Origin of the sequence: Pseudomonas sp. PAMC 29040 (assembly GCF_003994535.1) — a bacterium.
Taxonomy (GTDB): domain Bacteria; phylum Pseudomonadota; class Gammaproteobacteria; order Pseudomonadales; family Pseudomonadaceae; genus Aquipseudomonas; species Aquipseudomonas paraversuta.
Genome location: NZ_RZAA01000003.1, coordinates 411,697 through 431,858 on the forward strand (window position 1 = coordinate 411,697; position 20,162 = coordinate 431,858).

The 20,162-nt window shown below is 59.1% G+C and carries 13 protein-coding genes and 1 other RNA gene; 9 read left to right on the plus strand and 5 right to left on the minus strand.

Features of this window, described 5'->3' with window-relative positions; genetic code table 11:
- Positions 1–31 precede the first annotated feature (31 nt).
- Complete coding sequence (locus WG29040_RS07240) at positions 32–793, plus strand: SDR family oxidoreductase (protein WP_003447153.1); 762 nt, start codon at positions 32–34, stop codon at positions 791–793.
- Positions 794–890: 97 nt separating this feature from the next.
- Here the strand turns inward: WG29040_RS07240 and WG29040_RS07245 are convergent, their stop codons facing one another.
- Positions 891–2,081 (minus strand): benzoate/H(+) symporter BenE family transporter, encoded by a 1,191-nt coding sequence (locus WG29040_RS07245; RefSeq protein ID WP_127195919.1) that lies wholly within the window; start codon positions 2,079–2,081, stop codon positions 891–893.
- Between the two features lie 229 nt (positions 2,082–2,310).
- On the opposite strand from WG29040_RS07245, the gene WG29040_RS07250 reads away from it, so the two are divergent.
- Positions 2,311–3,078, plus strand: a complete 768-nt coding sequence (locus WG29040_RS07250; RefSeq protein ID WP_003447157.1) for a GntR family transcriptional regulator — start codon at positions 2,311–2,313, stop codon at positions 3,076–3,078.
- Between the two features lie 87 nt (positions 3,079–3,165).
- Here WG29040_RS07250 and guaD read toward each other — a convergent pair whose 3' ends face one another.
- Genes guaD through xdhA form a run of 4 tightly spaced genes read right to left on the minus strand, consistent with a single transcriptional unit; the run spans position 3,166 to position 9,148 of the window.
- Positions 3,166–4,464 carry a guanine deaminase gene (guaD, locus tag WG29040_RS07255; protein ID WP_010656169.1) on the minus strand — a complete coding sequence of 433 codons (1,299 nt, stop codon included), beginning with the start codon at positions 4,462–4,464 and terminating at the stop codon, positions 3,166–3,168.
- Positions 4,461–5,330, minus strand: coding sequence for a xanthine dehydrogenase accessory protein XdhC (xdhC, locus tag WG29040_RS07260; RefSeq protein WP_127195920.1), 870 nt, complete (start codon positions 5,328–5,330; stop codon positions 4,461–4,463). Before xdhC ends, guaD begins: the two co-directional genes overlap by 4 nt.
- Positions 5,323–7,698: a xanthine dehydrogenase molybdopterin binding subunit gene (gene xdhB / locus WG29040_RS07265; protein ID WP_127195921.1), complete on the minus strand. Its 2,376-nt coding sequence runs from the start codon at positions 7,696–7,698 to the stop codon at positions 5,323–5,325. Before xdhB ends, xdhC begins: the two co-directional genes overlap by 8 nt.
- Positions 7,691–9,148, minus strand: coding sequence for a xanthine dehydrogenase small subunit (xdhA, locus tag WG29040_RS07270; protein ID WP_127195922.1), 1,458 nt, complete (start codon positions 9,146–9,148; stop codon positions 7,691–7,693). Before xdhA ends, xdhB begins: the two co-directional genes overlap by 8 nt.
- Before the next feature lie 224 nt (positions 9,149–9,372).
- On the opposite strand from xdhA, the gene WG29040_RS07275 reads away from it, so the two are divergent.
- From WG29040_RS07275 to WG29040_RS07305, 7 genes are all read left to right on the plus strand, one after another.
- Positions 9,373–10,032, plus strand: coding sequence for a GntR family transcriptional regulator (locus tag WG29040_RS07275; protein ID WP_003447165.1), 660 nt, complete (start codon positions 9,373–9,375; stop codon positions 10,030–10,032).
- A gap of 2 nt (positions 10,033–10,034) precedes the next feature.
- Positions 10,035–13,523: a chromosome segregation protein SMC gene (gene smc / locus WG29040_RS07280; RefSeq protein ID WP_010656166.1), complete on the plus strand. Its 3,489-nt coding sequence runs from the start codon at positions 10,035–10,037 to the stop codon at positions 13,521–13,523.
- A 256-nt stretch (positions 13,524–13,779) separates the two neighbouring features.
- The gene (zipA, locus tag WG29040_RS07285; RefSeq protein WP_003447169.1) at positions 13,780–14,658 is read left to right on the plus strand and encodes a cell division protein ZipA; all 879 of its coding nucleotides are present in this window, start codon (positions 13,780–13,782) and stop codon (positions 14,656–14,658) included.
- A 96-nt stretch (positions 14,659–14,754) separates the two neighbouring features.
- Positions 14,755–17,112 carry an NAD-dependent DNA ligase LigA gene (gene ligA / locus WG29040_RS07290; protein WP_127195923.1) on the plus strand — a complete coding sequence of 786 codons (2,358 nt, stop codon included), beginning with the start codon at positions 14,755–14,757 and terminating at the stop codon, positions 17,110–17,112.
- 221 nt (positions 17,113–17,333) lie between these two features.
- Positions 17,334–17,430, plus strand: an RNA gene (gene ffs, locus WG29040_RS07295) — signal recognition particle sRNA small type.
- Positions 17,431–17,666: 236 nt separating this feature from the next.
- Positions 17,667–19,739, plus strand: a complete 2,073-nt coding sequence (gene dnaX / locus WG29040_RS07300) for a DNA polymerase III subunit gamma/tau (protein ID WP_127195924.1) — start codon at positions 17,667–17,669, stop codon at positions 19,737–19,739.
- A 74-nt stretch (positions 19,740–19,813) separates the two neighbouring features.
- A complete protein-coding gene (locus WG29040_RS07305; protein ID WP_003447184.1) occupies positions 19,814–20,152 on the plus strand; it encodes a YbaB/EbfC family nucleoid-associated protein in 339 nt (112 codons plus the stop codon).
- Positions 20,153–20,162: the final 10 nt, after the last annotated feature.

Sequence of the window (20,162 nt, forward strand, 5' to 3'; positions counted from 1 at the left end):
GCACAGCTTTTCCCCTTCGAGGACAAAAATAATGAGCATGAGCTTTTCCGGGCAGGTGGTGGTTGTCACGGGGGCAGGGGCCGGTATTGGCCGGGCAACCGCGCTGGCCTTTGCCGCAGAGGGTTTGAAAGTCGTAGTGGCCGATCTGAATGTTGCCAGCGGTGAAGGCACGGTTGAGCTCATCAGGGCTGCGGGCGGCACATCCGTGTTCGTACCCTGCAATGTGACCCTCGAAGCCGAGGTAAAACACTTGATGGCGCAGACCATCAGCACTTACGGCCGCCTGGACTATGCCTTCAATAATGCCGGGATCGAGATTGAACAGGGGCGTCTGGCAGAGGGTACACAGGATGAGTTTGACGCGATCATGGGGGTTAACGTCAAAGGTGTCTGGTTGTGCATGAAGTATCAGTTGCCGCTGCTGCTGGCCCAGGGCGGCGGTGCAATCGTCAATACCGCGTCGGTGGCGGGGCTGGGGGCGGCTCCGAAGATGAGTATTTATTCGGCATCCAAGCATGCAGTGATTGGTTTGACCAAGTCAGCGGCCATTGAATATGCAAAGAAGGGGGTTCGGGTGAACGCGGTATGCCCGGCGGTTATTGATACCGACATGTTTCGCCGTGCCTATGAGGCAGATCCGAAAAAGGCTGAGTATGCAGCGGCAATTCATCCCGTGGGGCGTATAGGCACAGTGCAAGAGGTGGCCAGTGCGGTGCTGTATTTATGCTCTGACGGTGCAGCCTTTACCACGGGCCACGCCCTGGCCGTGGACGGCGGAGCGTTGGCGATTTGAGCGAGCGCCAACCAATTGTGCAGGAGTCGGGCTTGCTTGCGAGCTCCTTACCTCAGCATCGCCAGCGAGCCCGGCTCCTATAGAGTTGCATTGCCGGTCAGCGCGCTTTCCAGTTCAGGATGATCAAGGTCAACACGCCCGCGACAATTCCCCAGAAGGCCGAGCCAATCGAGAACAGGGTCATTCCGGACGCTGTGACCATAAAGGTGATGAGTGCGGCTTCGCGTTCTTTCGATTCAGCCATGGCGATGGTCAGGCCATTGCTGATGGAGCCGAACAGGGCCAGTGCTGCAATCGACAGTACCAATTCTTTGGGGAAGGCTGCGAACAGCGCCGCCAGCGTTGCACCAAAGGTCCCGGCAATACCGTAGAAAATGCCGCACCACATTGCGGCCGTATAGCGTTTTTCAGGGTCTTCGTGGGCATGGGGGCCTGTGCATATGGCGGCACTGATCGCGGCCAGGTTAATCCCGTGGGAACCGAAGGGTGCGAGCAGCAGCGAGGCGACACCGGTGGTGGTGATCAGCGGCGAAGCGGGGACGTTGTAACCATCGGCCCGCAGCACGGCGATGCCCGGCATGTTCTGGGAGGTCATGGCCACCACAAACAGCGGGATACCGATACTGATGGTCGCGGCTATCGAGAACGAGGGTGTAGTCCATACCGGGACCGCGACTTCCAGGGCGAAACCGCTGAAATCCAGGAGTCCAAGCAAGCCCGAGATCAAGGTGCCGATCATCAGGGCCGCGAGCACGGCATAGCGCGGCAACAGGCGCTTGACGATCAGGTAAGTGACCAGCATCCCGACCACCAGCCCGGTGCGATGTTGTGCCGCGACGAAGATCTCGCTACCGATCTTGAACAGGATGCCCGCCAGTAAAGCCGCTGCCAGTGACCCGGGGATACGTTTGACCAGGCGCTCGAAGCTGCCGGTCATGCCGCAGATAATGACCAGCAGTGCACAGGTGATGTAGGCGCCGATAGCCTCGCCATAGCTGACGCCACCGAGGCTGGTGATCAGCAGCGCGGCCCCGGGCGTAGACCAGGCGATGGTGATGGGGGTGCGGTAACGCAATGACAATCCTATGCTGCAAACAGCCATGCCAATTGACAAGGCCCATATCCACGAGGAAATCTGTCCGCTGCTCAGGCCTGCTGCCTGGCCGGCCTGAAACATCAGCACCAGGGAACTGGTGTAGCCGGTCATCATTGCGATAAAGCCTGCGACCACGGCTGAAGGCGAGGTGTCGGACAGCGGATGTAACCGCGGCAGAGGGGCGTCGGACATGGTGCGCAATTCCTTGTTCTTGAAGAGAGTTCTGACAGCACGCAAGCCTAAACGCAAAGCTAACCTGTCATTGCGATACAGCCGGGATCGCAAATGACCGTACAGTCGTACTGGCACTCTGGCTTGTGTACAATGCGCCCTGATTTTATGCATTAATTCTTTGCCAGCGACGCCCGTTACCGTACTGAGGTAACGTCTAATTCGCCGCCGCTTTCCCACACGAGTGCCCATGAACGAACAGTTGCAGCCTCTCAAGAAACAATCCCGCGCAGGCAAGGCCGGCCGCAGTGGAACCCAGGACGATATCGTCTACGCGCATATTTTCGAGGCGATTCTCGAACAGCGTCTGGCGCCTGGAACCAAGCTGAGTGAAGAAGCGCTGGGTGAAATCTTTGGGGTGAGCCGTACCATCATTCGTCGTGCCTTGTCGCGTCTGGCCCACGAAGGGGTCGTATTGCTGCGGCCAAACCGTGGTGCGGTGGTGGCCAGCCCCAGTATTGAGGAAGCGCGTCAGGTGTTTTTTGCCCGGCGGCTGGTAGAAAAGGCCATCACCGAACTGGCTGTGGTGCATGCCTGTGCTGAGGATCTGGCGCAGTTGCGCAAAATGGTGGAAGACGAGCGTGACAGCTTTTCGCGGGGCGATCGCGGGGCCGGGATCCGCTTGTCAGGCGAGTTTCACCTGAAACTGGCAGAGGCTGCCAAAAATGCGCCCCTGATCAGCTTCCAGCGCAGCCTGGTGTCGCAAACGTCACTGATTATTGCCCAATACGAGAGCGGCAACCGCTCGCACTGCTCCTACGACGAGCACATGCAATTGATCGATGCGATTGAAGCGCGTGATGCCGCGCTGGCTGTAGACCTGATGATGCACCACATGGATCACATCGACAGCAAACTCAACCTTGACGAAGAGAGCGCCTCGGACGATTTGCATGCGGTGTTCTCGCACTTGCTGCAAACCAAGGGCAAAAGCCCCCGGCCTGCAGCCAAGCTGTAAACCCGCCATCGATTCCTGAAGGAGCGAGCCTGCTCGCGATGTCATCGCCGGCAAGCCGGCTCCCACAAGGTAGCGGTGTATTCAGGTTTAGCGCTGATGCACCAGATTGCCCGCTGCATAGGTCTGTTGCACGGTGCGGTCATCGCCCAGGGTCATCAATACAAACAATGTTTCGGCAATGTTTTTCGACTGCTTGAGGCGATAGCTCATCAACGGTGTGGCGTTGTAGTCCAGGACCACAAAGTCCGCATCGCTGCCCGCTTGCAGGTTGCCGATACGGTCTTCCAGACGCAGGGCCCGCGCGCCGCCCAGGGTGGCCAGATACAACGACTTGAACGGATCGAGGCGTGCACCCTGCAGTTGCATGACCTTGTAGGCTTCGTTCAGGGTGTTGAGCAGCGAGAAACTAGTGCCTGCACCCACATCCGTGCCCAGCCCGACATTGAGCTTATGCTTCTCTGCCATCGGCAAGTTGAACAGGCCGCTGCCAAGGAACAGGTTGGACGTCGGGCAGAAAGCCACTGCCGAGCCGGTTTCAGCCAGTCGGGCGCATTCCTCGTCACACAAATGCACGCCATGGGCAAATACCGAGCGCTCTCCCAGCAGTTGGTAGTGGTCGTACACGTCCAGATAGCCTTTACGCTCCGGGAACAGCGACTTTACCCACTCAATTTCTTGAAGGTTCTCGCTGATATGGGTGTGCAGATACAGATCCGGGTATTCACCCAACAACTTGCCCGCCAGGGTTAATTGCTCTGGCGTACTGGTCGGCGCGAAGCGTGGGGTCACCGCGTAATGCAGGCGGCCCTTGCCGTGCCAGCGCTCGATCAGTGCCTTGCTTTCGCTGTAGCCGGTTTCGGCGGTGTCGGTCAGATACTCCGGCGCGTTACGGTCCATCATCACTTTGCCGGCAATCAAACGCAGGTCCAGACCCTGGGCGGCTTCGAACAGGGCATCCACTGATTGCGGATGCACGCTGCCAAATACCAGGGCCGTGGTGGTGCCGTTGCGCAGCAGTTCCTTGAGGAAAATGCCTGCCACTTCGTCGGCATGGGCTTTATCGGCAAACTGGTTTTCGCACGGGAAAGTGTAGGTGTTGAGCCAGTCGAGCAACTGCTCGCCGTAGGCACCGATCATCCCGGTTTGCGGGAAGTGGATATGGGTGTCGATAAAACCGGGCGTGATCAGCGCATCGGTGTATTCCGTGATCTCGGTATCGGCGGTCAGTGTCGCAAGCAGCTCGCTGGCTGCTCCGACGGCTTTGATCAGGCCGTTGTCGACCACCAGCAGGCCATCTTCGAAATACTCATAGGAGGCTTCGATGCCGACTTCGGCGGGGTCGGCAATGCTGTGCAGGATGGCGGCGCGATAGGCTTTACAGGTCATGACAATTCTCGGTGCGTGGCATGGCTGCGTCGTGAAGACGGCAGCAATTGTTTAATGGGTTCAGATGACGCGGTGTTGCCACTGGCCGTGTGCTGGCCAAAGTGGGCGTTATAGGTGGCGATGATTTCGCCGGCGATGGATATGGCGATTTCCACAGGCAGTTTGCCTTTGACTTCGCTCAAGCCCATCGGGCAGCGCAAGCGCTGCAAATGTTGCGGGCTGAAACCGCGGTCGCGCAGGCGATGCTCGAACTTCACGCGCTTGGTTTGGGAACCAATCAAACCGAAGTAGGTAAAGTCGTTACGTTTGAGCAAGGCGGCGCTGAGTTCCAGGTCCAGGGCGTGATTATGCGTCATGACGATGCAGTAGCAACCTGTTGGCAGCGCATCCACCTCGTCGACGGGTTCATCGGTGACGATTTTTCGCACGCCTGCAGGTATTTGCGTCGGGAATTCCTGTTCCCGCGAGTCGATCCAGCGCACCCGGCACGGCAGGCCGGCAAGCAGCGGCACCAGTGCACGCGCCACATGGCCGGCGCCAAAGACGGCGATCTGGGCCTGCACCTGGCCCATGGGCTCGAACAGCAACAGGGTTACGCCGCCACAACATTGGCCCAGGCTGGCGCCCAGGCTGAACCGCTGCAGATGGGTGTCGTGCTTGCCGCTGTCGAGCATCTGGCGGGCAATCTCCATCGCCTTGTATTCCAGATGACCGCCGCCGATGGTGTCGAAGGTCTGCGCGGCACTGATTACCATCTTCGAGCCGGCATTGCGCGGGGTCGAGCCTTGCTCCTCGATAATGGTCACCAGGACGCAAGGTTCGCCTTGTAGCTGCAGGTCGGCCAGGGCGCTGATCCAGTTATTCATACGGTTTCTCCCGGGCTGCTTTACGCATTTGCTCACACCCCCACAACACCCGCTCCGGTGTTGCCGGCGCGTCGATCTCGGGTTGCAGGCGATAATCGGCGAGGCTGGCGACTGCATCCTTGATCGCACACCAGGCGGCGATGCCGAGCATGAACGGTGGCTCGCCTACGGCCTTGGAGTGGAACACCGTGTCTTCCGGGTTCTTGCGGTTCTCCACCAGGGTTACCCGCAGGTCCAGGGGCATGTCCGCCACGGCCGGAATCTTGTAGCTGGCCGGGCCGCTGGTCATGAGTTTGCCTTTGGCATTCCACACCAGTTCTTCCATGGTCAGCCAGCCGGCGCCCTGGATGTAGCCGCCTTCGACCTGGCCAATATCAATGGCCGGGTTCAGGGAGGCGCCCACGTCGTGGAGGATGTCTGTGCGCAACATCTTGTATTCGCCGGTCAGGGTGTCGACTATGACTTCGGCGCAGGCGGCGCCAAAGGCAAAGTAGTAAAACGGCCTTCCGCGTGCCTGGGTGCGGTCATAAAAGATCTTTGGTGTTTTGTAGTAGCCGGTGCTCGACAGTGAGACCTGGCCGAAATACGCCTGCTGGATCAGGGTTTCAAAGCTGATGATCTGCTCGCCAACGCGGACCTGGCCATTGTGAAACATCACATCCTGCGGCTCGACCTGATACTTGCCGGCTGCAAACTCGATCAGCCGTTGCTTGATGATTTCAGCAGCGTTTTGCGCGGCCTTGCCATTCAGGTCGGCACCGCTGGAGGCGGCAGTCGGCGAGGTGTTTGGCACCTTGTCAGTGTTGGTCGCGGTGATTTGCACGCGACTGATCTCCACTTGAAACACCTCGGCCACCACCTGGGCCACCTTGATGTTCAAGCCCTGACCCATCTCGGTACCACCGTGGTTGAGGTGGATGCTGCCGTCAGTGTAGATATGGATCAGTGCCCCGGCCTGGTTGAGAAAACTGGCGGTAAAGGAAATACCGAATTTAACCGGGGTCAGTGCCAGGCCTTTTTTCAGCACCGGACTGCTGGCGTTAAACGCCTTGATCGCTTCGCGTCGCTCGTAATACTGGCTGCTTGCCTCGAGATCTGCGGTCATTTCCTCCAGCAGGTTGTGCTCCACGGTCTGGTAATAGTGGGTCACGTTGCGTTCAGTCTTGCCGTAGTAGTTGGCCTTGCGCACGGCCAGCGGATCGAGGGCCAGGTGGCGGGCGATACGGTCCATGACCTCTTCGATGGCAACCATCCCTTGGGGCCCGCCAAAACCGCGATAGGCGGTGTTTGAAGCGGTGTTGGTTTTGCAGCGATGGCCATTGATCGTTGCGTCGCCCAGGTAATAGGCGTTGTCGGCATGGAACATGGCGCGGTCGACGATGGAATTGGACAGGTCCGGCGAGCACCCGCAGTTACCGGCCAGGTCCAGCTGAATGCCTTGCAATTGGCCCCTGGCATCGAAGCCGACGTCGTATTCGATATAGAACGGATGGCGCTTGCCGGTCATCAGCATGTCTTCGACCCGTGGCAAACGCATTTTGCTCGGCTGGCCGGTCAGGCGCGCGACTACCGCGCACAGGCAGGCGGGGCTGGCCGCCTGGGTCTCCTTGCCGCCAAAGCCTCCGCCCATGCGCCGCATGTCGACGACGATTTTGTTCATTGATACATCAAGGACTTCGGCGACCAGTTTCTGCACTTCGGTCGGATTTTGCGTCGAGCAGTAAACAATCATGCCGCCATCTTCGGTAGGCATTACCGAGGAGATCTGGGTTTCGAGATAAAAGTGTTCTTGCCCGCCGATATGCAGGCTGCCCTGCAAGCGGTGAGTGGCCCGGGCCAGTGCACCGCTCGAGTCGCCGCGTTGATGGGTGTGGCTTTCGAGCACGAAGTGCTTGTTGCGCAGGGCCTGCACCACATCGAGCACCGGCTCCAGGTCCTCATACTCGATAATCGCCGCCATTGCGGCCTTGCGGGCGGTATCCAGGTCCTTTGCGGCCACTACCAGTACCGGCTGGCCAACAAATTCCACCTTGTCGATGGCCAGCAACGGGTCGCCGGGCAGCAGCGGACCAATGTCCTTGAGGCCGGGAATATCCTCATGGGTGATTGCCAGGCGCACTCCGTCAAAGCCATAGCAGGGCGCTGTATCGACGCGAATGATTCTGGCGTGAGCCCGGTCGGACAAGCGCGCGTAAAGATGTAGCTGATTGGGAAACTCAAGTCGGTCATCGATGTACTGTGCTTCACCCGAAACGTGCTTCTCGGCACTGTCATGTTTGACACTGCGGCCAACGCCGGTCTTCAGGTCTTGCCGGAAGAGGGCGGTCAACTCGGCCTGGGTTGGCTCAATCTTGTGATGATTAGACATATGCTGTTACCCGCGTCTCAAGGTGTGGCGTTTGCTGCTCGATGAAAAATTTGCGCAGCAGGTTTTGCGCGCTCAGCAGGCGGTATTCCTTGCTGGCGCGAAAGTCGGACAGCGGGGTGAAGTCTTCAGCCAGTGCCGCACAGGCCCGCTCAAGGGTCGACGGGTTCCAGGGGGCGCCGAGCAGGGCATCTTCACAGGCTTTGGCCCGTTTGGAGATGGCAGCCATCCCGCCATAGGCGACCCGTGCCTCAACCACCAGGCCGTTGTCGATATGCAGGTTGAAGGCCGCGCACACGGCACTGATGTCGTCATCCAGGCGCTTGGATACTTTATAGGCGCGAAAGGTATGACTCTGGCTGGCGCGAGGGATGACAATTTTCTCGATAAACTCGCCTTCCTGACGAGCCGTCACCCGGTAGTCGATGAAGTAATCCTCAATCGCCAGGGTGCGCCGGGCTTCCCCTTTGCACAGCACCAACTGTGCACCGAGAGCGATCAGTAGTGGAGGCGTGTCACCAATGGGCGAGGCGTTGCCAATATTGCCGCCAAGGGTGCCCTGATTGCGGATTTGCAAGGACGCGAAGCGTTGCAGCAGTTCGCCGAAGTCCGGGTATTCAGCCTTGAGCGTGCTGTAGGCGTCAGTCAGTGAAACGGCAGCCCCGATTTCAAGGCGGTCCTCAAAGCGTTCGATCAGTTTCATTTCGGCCACGTTGCCGACATAGATCATGACCGGTAACGGGCGATGAAACTGGGTGACTTCCAGGGCCAGATCGGTCCCTCCGGCCAGCAGGCGGGCCTGGGGGTGCGACTCATATAGCTGAGCCAGATCGCTGATGGTCAAGGGCAGCAGGCAGCGTTTGTCGCCGCTGTTCAGTTCTGCGGTCTGGGTCGGGGCAATGGCTTCGAGTTGAGCGATGGTCTGGCTCTGTTGCGCATCGAACTGATCGCCCCGCTCTGCGTTGCAGGCCTGCTCGGCGGCGGCCAGGATGGGGCGGTAACCGGTACAGCGACACAGGTTGCCGGCCAGCGCTTCGTGCGCCTGATGACCATCATGGAGGCCGGTGCTGTTCTTTTGCAGGGCGAACAGCGACATCACGAAGCCCGGGGTGCAGAAACCGCACTGTGAACCATGGCAGTCGACCATTGCCCGTTGCACGCTGTGCAGCTGGCCCTGGTGTTTGAGGTCTTCAACGCTGATCAGTTGCTTACCGTGCAAGGTCGAAACAAAGGTCAGGCACGAATTGATACTGCGATAGCGCAGGCTCCGGGTGCCTGTATCGTCGCTATGCAACTCACCCACCACCACAGTGCAGGCACCGCAGTCGCCGCTGGCGCACCCTTCCTTGGTGCCGGGTTTGTGCAGGTGCTCGCGCAAGTATTCAAGCACGGTCATGTTCGGGTCCAGCGCATGCTCGCAGCGCAGCGTCTGGTTGAGTAGGAACTGGATCACGGAAGGCCTCGCAAAATCATTATTGTTATAGAGCGGGATGGACTGAATCTAGCTAAAGCTGACTCTCAGGTCAAGAAATTAGGCTCGACTGTCCCGGTGATTTAAATAACGGGAATTTATTTGCTTATTTCGTGCCAAATTCAGGGTTTGCGGCACTCCGCTAGCACCGGGCAAGTGAGTTACACTGCGCCGCTTGTACTGATCGAAGATTTTGAAGGTAAAACATGACGTTCAAGGCGCCGGATAGCCTCGCCGAGCAAATCGCTCACCACCTCGCCGAACGCATCATTCGGGGCGAGCTCAAGCCTGGGGAGCGCATTCAAGAGCAGAAAGTGACTCTGGCACTTAACGTCAGTCGCGGTTCTGTGCGCGAAGCGTTGCTGATTCTCGAGCGCCGGCACCTGATCGCCATCCTCCCGCGGCGCGGCGCCCATGTCACCGAGCTCACTGCGCACAAGGTGCAGAGCCTGTGCACGCTGATGAGCGAGATGTACATTCTGCTGGGCAACGCCGTGGCCCGCCGCTGGGCGGTACAGGCTGATCTGGGGCCTTTCCTGCAGATTCAGCAGCGTCTGGTCGCCAGCTACGAGCGTCAGGACATCAGTGCATTTGTCGAAGACAGTTTCAATGTGATGCGTGCGGCGTTTCCGTTTGCCGACAACCCGTATTTGCAGGAAACCGTTGAAAACCTGCATCCGGCCATGAGCCGTGCCTATTACCTGGCGCTGGATCAGCGCAAGGCTGAAATGAGCGAATACCTGGAACTCTTCGCGCAGTTGCTCGAAGCCGTAGTGGCGCGTGATTTGCCGCAGATTCGCGAGGTTCTGAGCCGCTATGCCCAGCGCAGTTGTGACCTGGTGCTGTCTGCCTTGACGGTTGCCTGAGCGTGCGCCTCACTTGCATCAAACTCGCGGGCTTCAAGTCCTTCGTCGATCCGACAACCGTTAACTTCCCGAGCAATATGGCGGCCGTTGTAGGCCCTAACGGCTGCGGCAAGTCGAACATCATCGACGCCGTGCGCTGGGTGATGGGTGAAAGCTCGGCTAAAAACCTGCGCGGCGAGTCGATGACGGATGTCATCTTCAACGGTTCCACCACACGCAAGCCGGTGAGTCAGGCCAGCATCGAACTGGTGTTCGATAACTCCGACGGCACGCTGCTGGGCGAATACGCGGCCTACGCCGAGATTTCCATCCGTCGTAAAGTGACCCGCGACAGTCAGACCACCTATTACCTCAACGGTACCAAGTGCCGTCGGCGTGATATCACCGATATTTTCCTGGGAACCGGTCTCGGGCCGCGCAGTTATTCGATTATCGAGCAGGGCATGATCTCGAAACTGATCGAGTCCAAGCCTGAGGATCTGCGTAACTTTATCGAAGAGGCGGCAGGCATCTCCAAATACAAGGAGCGTCGCCGCGAGACTGAAAACCGTATTCGCCGTACCCACGAAAACCTCGCCCGCCTGACCGACCTGCGTGAAGAGTTGGGGCGTCAGCTTGAACGCTTGCATCGCCAGGCCCAGGCAGCCGAGAAATATCAGGAATACAAGGCCCAAGAGCGTCAGCTCAAGGCTCAGCTGTCAGCTTTGCGCTGGCAGGCACTGAACGAGCAAGTGGGCCAGCGCGAAGCGGTTATTGGCAACCAGGAAGTCAGTTTCGAAGCCCTGGTGGCCGAGCAGCGCAATGCCGATGCCAGCATCGAACGCTTGCGTGACGGGCACCATGATCTGTCAGAACGCTTTAATTTGGTGCAAGGGCGCTTCTATTCGGTCGGCGGTGATATTGCCCGGGTCGAGCAAAGCATTCAGCACGGTCAGCAGCGTTTGCGTCAGTTGCAGGATGACCTGCGCGAAGCCGAGCGTTCCCGTCTCGAAACCGAGGCCCATCTGGGGCATGACCGGACGATGTTGGCGACGCTGGGTGAAGAGCTTGAAATGCTCGCACCAGAGCAGGAACTGACCAGCGCTGCGGCCGAAGAAGCGGCAGCCGCGCTGGAAGAATCCGAACACACCATGCATGGCTGGCAAGAGCAGTGGGATGATTTCAACCAGCGCTCGGCAGAGCCCCAGCGTCAGTCCGAAGTCTTGCAGGCGCGTATCCAGCAGCTGGAAACCAGCATGGAGCGCGTGGCCGAGCGTCAGCGCCGGTTGGCAGAAGAGCGCGCCTTGCTGGCGGCCGATCCTGAAGATGCGGCGATTCTCGAGCTGAGTGAGCAGCTGGCTACCAGCGAGCTGACCCAGGAAGAACTGCAAGCCAGTGAAGAGCTGCTGGTCGAGCGGCTGGAGCAGGTGCGGCACGATTTGCAGCAGGCGACACACAATCAGCAGCAGGCACAGGGTGAGCTGCAGCGGCTCAACGGTCGCCTGGCCTCCCTTGAGGCCTTGCAGCAGGCAGCTCTGGACCCGGGCACCGGTGCAGCGCAGTGGTTGCAAGACCAGCAGCTCGCCGATCGCCCACGTCTGGCCGAAGGCCTGCGCGTTGAAGCCGGCTGGGAGCTGGCGGTCGAGACGGTTCTTGGCGCCGACTTGCAGGCCGTGCTGGTGGATGACTTTGCGCAACTGGACCTGGCCGGTTTTGCCCAGGGCGACCTGCGCCTGTTCAGTGCCGGTACCCAGGGCGGTCGTTTGGCCGGCAGTTTGCTGGACAAGGTCGAGGCCGACTTCGATCTCTCGCCATGGCTGGGTCAGGTCAGGGCGGTGGAAACCCTGGAGCAGGCGCTGGCCATGCGCGTGCAATTGGCCGATGGCCAGAGCCTGATCAGCCGGGACGGGTATTGGGTAGGGCGCAACTTTTTGCGGGTTCGGCGTGCCAGCGAAGCGCAAAGCGGTGTGTTGGCCCGGGGGCAGGAAATTCAGCATTTGGGTGCTGAGCGCGAAGAGCGTGAAGCCGCACTGGCCAGCCTTGAAGAACAGCTACAGCGTTTGCGCGAGCAACAGTTGACCCAGGAAGACTCCCGCGAGCAGGTGCGTCGTCGTCTGCAGGACGAAGCCCGTCAGCAAGGTGAGATCAAGGCCCTGCTATCTGCCAGCAAAGCCAAGGTCGAGCAATTGACCTTGCGCCGGCGTCGCCTGGATGAAGAGCTGGTCGAGCTGGGAGAGCAGCGAGCCCTGGAGCATGAGCAGGTTGGCGAGTCCCGCCTGCAGCTCCAGGATGCGCTGGATGCCATGGCCACCGACACTGAGCGGCGTGAGCTGCTGTTGGCCCAGCGCGACAGTCTGCGCGAGCGCCTGGACCGGGTGCGCCAGGAAGCGCGTCAGCACAAGGATCACGCTCACCAGCTGGCGGTGCGTCTGGGCTCGCTCAAGGCGCAGCACGACTCAACGCGTCAGGCCCTTGAGCGGCTGGAGCTGCAGTCCGAGCGTCTGGCGGAAAAGCGTGAGCAGCTCAGTCTTAATCTGGAGGAGGGCGAGGCTCCCCTCGAAGAATTGCGCCTCAAGCTTGAAGAGTTGCTCGACAAGCGCCTGACCGTGGATCAGGAGCTCAAGATCGCCCAGACCGCCCTTGAGGATGCTGACCGTGAATTGCGCGACGCTGAAAAGCGCCGCAATCAGGCCGAGCAGCAATCGCAGCTGATTCGCGGGCAGCTTGAGCAGCAGCGCATGGAGTGGCAGGCGCTGACAGTGCGTCGAACCACGTTGCAGGATCAGTTGCTGGCCGATGGCTATGACCTGCACGGGGTGCTTGCAACCCTGAATGCCGAGGTCAATGAGCAGCAGGCTGAAGAAGAGCTGGAACGTATTGCAGCGCGGATTCAACGTCTGGGGGCCATCAACCTCGCGGCCATCGATGAGTACCAGCAGCAGTCCGAGCGCAAACGTTATCTGGATGCCCAGGATGCCGACCTGGTCGAGGCGCTGGATACCCTGGAAAACGTTATTCGCAAGATCGACAAAGAAACGCGCAGTCGCTTCAAAGACACCTTTGATCAGATAAATGGTGGATTACAGGCACTTTTCCCAAAAGTTTTCGGTGGTGGCAGCGCTTATTTGGAACTGACGGGCGAAGATTTACTCGATACAGGGGTAACTATCATGGCGCGTCCACCGGGCAAGAAGAACAGCACCATTCATTTGCTGTCCGGTGGCGAGAAAGCATTGACTGCCCTGGCACTGGTTTTTGCCATTTTCAAACTCAATCCTGCGCCGTTTTGCATGCTTGATGAAGTTGACGCACCGCTTGATGACGCTAACGTGGGCCGCTATGCCCGCCTGGTAAAAGAGATGTCGCAGACCGTGCAATTCATTTACATCACCCACAACAAAATCGCCATGGAAATGGCCGATCAGTTGATGGGGGTGACAATGCATGAGCCCGGCTGCTCTCGTCTGGTGGCGGTTGATGTCGAGGAGGCAATGGCAATGGTCGATGCTTGAGCTATAAGCATGTAGGGGGATTTTTCTTCTCGAAAGAGAATTCCTGAATATTTGTCTGGCATGACTGATGGGTCGTGGGCTATATGGGCATTAGCCCAATGCGACAGACGGTGTAAAGTTATCTTTGGTCGTGTTAATTTAGCGTCTAATTTTTTGTACGTGGGTAAAACGCCATTCAGAACATAGAGTTGGCGCCACGTTTTAAAGGGCTTTAGGCTCTTCTTCATAGAATCATTTTTTAGGGGCACGGGATTACATGGAAATCGGTCTGCGCGAGTGGCTGATAGTCATCGGCATAGTGGTCATCGCCGGTATTCTTTTTGATGGCTGGCGCCGTATGCGCGGCGGCAAGGGCAAACTCAAGTTTCGCCTTGACCGCAGCTTTTCCAACGTCCCTGACGAGGAGACCAGCGCCGAGCTGCTGGGTCCTTCGCGAGTCCTGGACACGCCGGCCCATAAAGAGCCCCAGCTTGACGAGCACGACCTGCCATCGGTCAGCATGTCGCCACGGGACAAGGGTTCCAAGCGCAGCAAGCGTGGCGGGGAGCCGAGCCAGGGTGACCTGAATCTCAATCTGGATCTGGAAGACGGTCCGAGCATCAGCGCCCGCGATGATGACTTCGCCCAGGAAGCCAAACCACGTGGGCGTTCAGCGCCAAGTGTGGCGGCGGTTGAGGCGAAGGAGCCAGCAGCACAACAGGCCGCTGAAGAAGTGCTGGTCATCAGTGTGATCAGTCGCGATCCTGCCGGCTTCAAAGGGCCTGCATTGCTGCAGAACATCCTTGAAAGCGGTTTGCGCTTTGGTGAGATGGATATTTTCCACCGCCACGAAAGCATGGCCGGTAATGGCGAAGTGTTGTTCTCCATGGCCAACGCCGTGAAACCGGGCGTGTTTGATCTGGATGATATTGACCTGTTCAGCACCCCTGCCGTGAGCTTCTTTCTCGGCTTGCCGGGCCCGCGTCATCCCAAGCAGGCATTCGATGTGATGGTTGCCGCTGCACGCAAGTTGTCCCAGGAGCTCAACGGTGAGCTTAAGGATGACCAGCGCAGTGTTTTGACGGCTCAGACCATCGAGCATTACCGTCAGCGCATCGTCGAGTTCGAGCGTCGCGCCCTGACCCAGAAACGCTAAACAGGTGGGGGCAGGCATGCTTGCTCCCGCAGAAACGCAAAATGATTAACGCAAGAGCAGCCTCGGCTGCTCTTTTGCTTTGTGAGAGAACACCCCATGACCGCCGCCAATACCCGAATTCTAGAGCTGCGCGCTGAACTGGATCAGCACAACTATCGCTATCACGTACTCGACGAGCCCAGCATTCCGGACGCCGAGTACGATCGTCTGTTTCGCGAGCTCAAAGCGCTGGAGACCGAGCATCCGGAGCTGATCACTCCGGACTCGCCGACCCAGCGAGTCGGCAGCGCGGCGTTGTCGGCTTTTACTCAAGTGCGCCACGAAGTGCCGATGCTGAGTCTTGGCAACGCCTTTGATGAAACAGACATGCGTGAATTCGACCGGCGCGTCAGCGAAGGTCTGGATTTGCCGGCGGGCGATCTGTTTGGCGGCGGCGCCGAAGTTGAATACAGCTGTGAGCCCAAGCTCGATGGTCTGGCGGTCAGCTTGCTGTATCGGGACGGCAATCTGGTGCGCGGAGCTACTCGCGGAGACGGCACCACGGGCGAAGACATCAGTGTCAACGTGCGCACGGTACGCAATATCCCGCTCAAGCTGCATGGCAGCGGTTGGCCCGCAGTCCTGGAGGTGCGGGGCGAGGTCTTTATGTCCAAGGCCGGCTTTGACCGTCTTAACGAGACCCAGCTCGCCGCAGGCGGCAAAACCTTTGCCAACCCGCGTAACGCCGCAGCAGGCAGTTTGCGGCAGCTGGACTCGAAAATTACCGCCAGTCGTCCTTTGGAGTTTTGCTGCTACGGCCTTGGCCAGGTGTCTGAGGAGTTTTCAGACACCCATATCGGCAATCTCAAGCAGTTGCAGCAATGGGGCATGCCGATCAGTCATGAATTGAAACTGGCCCGGGGCATTGGCGAATGCCTGGACTACTACCGTGATATTGGCGAGCGCCGCGCGTCCCTGCCTTATGAAATCGATGGTGTGGTGTTCAAGGTCAATAGCCTGGCATCGCAGCGTGAGCTGGGCTTTCGTGCCCGCGAGCCGCGCTGGGCTATTGCTCACAAGTTCCCGGCGATGGAAGAGCTGACCGAGCTGCTGGATGTGGAGTTTCAGGTCGGTCGTACCGGTGCGGTCACGCCGGTGGCGCGTTTAAAGCCGGTCAAGGTGGCGGGGGTCACGGTCTCCAATGCCACGCTGCACAACATGGATGAAGTGGCGCGTCTGGGGCTGATGATTGGTGACACGGTGATTATTCGCCGTGCCGGTGATGTGATTCCGCAGGTGGTGCAAGTGGTGCTGGAGCGGCGTCCTGAAAACGCTCGCCCGGTGCAGATCCCGGAGAGCTGTCCAGTGTGCGGTTCCCACGTAGAGCGCACGCAACTGATCAAGCGCAGCAAGGGTCGCGAAACCATCAGTGAAGGGGCGGTGTACCGCTGTGTCGGGCGACTGGCCTGCGGGGCCCAGCTCAAACAGGCGATCATTCACTTTGTTTCGCGTCGGGCCATGGATATTGAAGGCCTGGGCGAAAAAAGCGTCGAGCAGTTGGTGGATGAGGGGTTGGTGAGTTCGCCGGCCGATCTGTACACCCTGACCTTCGAAAAAATTGTCGATCTTGAAGGGTTTGCCGAGCTGTCGAGCAAGAATTTGCTGCAGGCAATAGCGGACAGCAAGCGTCCGGCATTGGCGCGTTTTATATACGCTCTGGGAATTCCCGATGTAGGAGAGGAGACGGCCAAAGTACTGGCGCGCTCATTGGCCTCTCTGGAGCGTGTACAGCGTGCTTTGCCGCAAGTACTCACCTACTTGCCGGATGTCGGGCTGGAAGTGGCCCACGAGATTCACAGCTTCTTCGGTGATGCCCATAACCAGCAGGTGATAGCGCAATTGCTTGAGCGTGGCCTGGAATTGCAGGACCAGGGGGATCTGGGGGCCGAGTTCGCGGCCAGTGCCACCTTGGGCGGGCTGATCGACAAGCTGCATATCCCCTCGGTTGGGCCGGGTGGTGCGCAAAAGCTGGCCGAAAAGTTTGTAACCCTTGAGGGGGTAATCCACGCTGACTGGCTCGATATGCGTCAGGCGCTGCCTGAGAAACAGGCCAAAGCGGTGCGCGAATTTTTCGACAACCCAGAAAATGCCCGGGCGGCTCTGGCTGTCGAGGCGCAGTTGCGCGACTTCGGCATGCACTGGCAGAGCGAGAAAAAGACCGTGGAAGGTTTGCCGCTGGCCGGGCAGACCTGGGTGCTGACCGGCTCGCTGGAGTTGATGAGTCGCGACGTCGCCAAAGACAAACTCGAAAGCCTGGGCGCCAAGGTTTCGGGTTCGGTCTCCGGCAAGACCCACTGCGTGGTGGCGGGCCCCGGCGCGGGCTCGAAACTGGTCAAGGCCAATGAGCTGGGGCTCAAGGTGCTGGATGAGGAAGCCTTTGTGGCGTTCCTGGGTGAGCAGGGCATCCAGATCTAGAGCGGTAGCCCCCTGCAGGAGCGAGCTTGCTCGCGAGCTCTTCGCGGCTTTGTTGAAAAGCTCGCTCCTGCAGAGTCTGCTGCCCGGTCCCCGCCCTGTATGGCCCAATCCAAGTGCTTGAGCCCGCTCATTTTTTTATTCTTGCCGCAGCGGTTGTAAGTTTTCCTCAGATAGGTACAATGGCGCCGTTCGCTGCTAAGCGGATGTTGTTATGGTGACCCTATCGGTCCCTCCGCAACGATTACCCGTTAACCTGGTCAGATCCGGAAGGAAGCAGCCACAGCGGGAACATTGTGTGCCGGGGTGTGGCTGGTGGGGTTGCCTCCATTTTAAAAATCCTCAGTTTTGCAGGGTTTTTAGTCGATACACAGCATCTCTCCATTCTCTTTTGTTCAAGCCCGTCCCGGCGTTTATTCCGCGGTCGATGTCTTTTTGTGCGCGGCATAAAATATGCGGCTGTACGGCATGAGCAGTTTAAAGTGCGCATCGGATGCAATTTTGCCCCTGCTCCGCTAGCATTAGCCCCTTCCGCTTTTCTGACGCGACGGTTATCAATGAGTTATCAGGTTCTTGCACGTAAATGGCGTCCGCGCTCGTTCCGCGAAATGGTCGGCCAGACCCATGTGCTCAAGGCTCTGATCAATGCCCTGGACAGTCAGCGCCTGCATCACGCCTACCTGTTTACCGGTACCCGTGGTGTCGGCAAGACCACCATTGCGCGGATCATCGCCAAATGCCTGAACTGTGAGACAGGTATCACCTCGACCCCGTGCGGAACGTGTTCGGTGTGCCGCGAAATCGACGAAGGGCGCTTTGTCGATCTGATCGAAATCGATGCCGCGAGCCGGACCAAGGTCGAGGACACCCGCGAGCTGCTCGATAACGTGCAGTACGCGCCAAGCCGCGGGCGCTTCAAGGTCTACCTGATCGACGAAGTGCACATGCTCTCCAGCCACTCTTTCAATGCGTTGCTCAAAACCCTTGAAGAGCCGCCGCCCTACGTCAAATTCATCCTGGCAACCACCGATCCGCAGAAGCTGCCGGCGACAATCCTTTCCCGTTGCCTGCAGTTCTCCCTGAAAAACATGACCCCCGAGCGGGTAGTCGAGCACTTGAGCCATGTGCTGAGTGTCGAAAACGTACCCTTTGAAGATGACGCGCTGTGGTTGCTGGGCCGGGCTGCGGACGGCTCGATGCGTGACGCGATGAGCCTGACCGACCAGGCCATTGCCTTCGGTGAAGGCAAGGTGCTGGCGGCTGATGTGCGCACCATGCTGGGTACTCTCGACCACGGCCAGGTGTTTGACCTGCTGCACGCCTTGATCGAAGGCGATGCCCGGGGACTGCTGGAGGCTGTGCGCCATCTGGCCGAGCAGGGCCCGGACTGGAACGGCGTGCTGTCCGAAATCCTCAACGTCTTCCATCGCGTTGCCATTGCCCAGGCGTTGCCCGAAGGGGTCGACAACGGCCACGGCGACCGTGATCGCGTACTGGCCCTGGCCAAGGTATTGCCTGCCGAAGACGTACAGTTTTATTACCAGATGGGCCTGATCGGCCGGCGTGATTTGCCGCTGGCACCAGACCCCCGTGGCGGTTTTGAAATGGTCCTGCTACGGATGCTGGCCTTCCGTCCGGCAGACGCGACAGACTCGCCGAGTCAGCCGCTAAAGCCAGTGGGGATCAGCCAGGCCACAGTTGATTCCGCCCAAACCGTGGCTGGCCCGACCGCTGTTGCGCCAGTAGTTGCTGCACCTGCACCTGCACCTGCCGCTGTGGCGGTGGTTGAAGTGCCCAGGCCTGAGCCTGAGCCTGAGCCGGCACCTGCACCTGTGGCGGCCCCCAGGGCGCCAGCAGTGCCGGTAGTGGACTTGCCGTGGAACGAGCCTGCTGTTGCCGTGATCGAAGAGCCGCTGGCGCCCCAAGCGATGCTCGATACGCTGGGCGAACAACCCGAGTTGCCACCGATGCCGTTGCCTACGCCTGACAGCGTGGTGCCGGACGCGCCGCAGTGGGAAGACGCGCCTGTACCTGAGCCAACGCCGGAGCAAGTGGACTCGGCGCTGTCGGGCCTGGATCGCGATGACGAGCCGCCGCTGGACGAAGATTACATTGAGCCGGATATGGACTCGGCGGCCTATAGCTACCTTGACGAACTGGCCAGCGAGCATGGGGGCGAGCCTGCACCTGAGCCCGAGCCATTGCCTGCTGCCGAGCCTGCGACCGGGCTGGCCCTTGAATGGCTGAATATGTTCCCCAAATTACCGGTATCGGGCATGACGGCGAGCATTGGCGCTAACTGCACATTGATCTCGGTTGATGGTGATGACTGGTTGCTGCATCTGGACCCGGCCCACAGCGCGTTGTTTAACGCGACTCAGCAGCGCCGGCTCAATGATGCGTTGAACCAGTATCATCAGCGCACACTCAAAGTGACTATCGAGCTGATCAAACCGGAGCAGGAAACCCCGGCCCAGGCCGCCGCGCGCTTTCGTGCAGAGCGCCAGCGCCTGGCAGAAGAATCCATCTATGCCGATCCGCTGGTGCAGCAAATGATTGAACAATTCGGTGCGGCAGTCCGTGACGATACGATTCAACCTGTGGACGTTGTTGAGGCTCAGGCTTCATAACGCCAGGAAAAACTTACAGCCCGAGGTTTCTTGGCCGCGGGTGCATTGTCCAAATAACGTTTGAGGTGATTCCCATGATGAAAGGTGGCATGGCCGGCCTGATGAAGCAGGCGCAGCAGATGCAGGAAAAAATGGCCAAAATGCAGGAAGAACTGGCCAATGCTGAAGTCACTGGTAAAGCCGGTGGCGACATGGTGACTGTGGTCATGACCGGTCGTCATGACATCAAGCGTGTGAGCATTGATCCGGCTCTGCTTGAAGGCGTCAGCGATGATGACCGTGAAGTGCTGGAAGACCTGTTCGCGGCTGCAGTCAACGATGCCGTGCGCAAGGTCGAAGCCAATAGCCAGGACAAAATGTCCGGCGTGACCTCCGGCATGCAACTGCCGCCAGGCATGAAGCTGCCGTTCTAAGGCGCTGCAC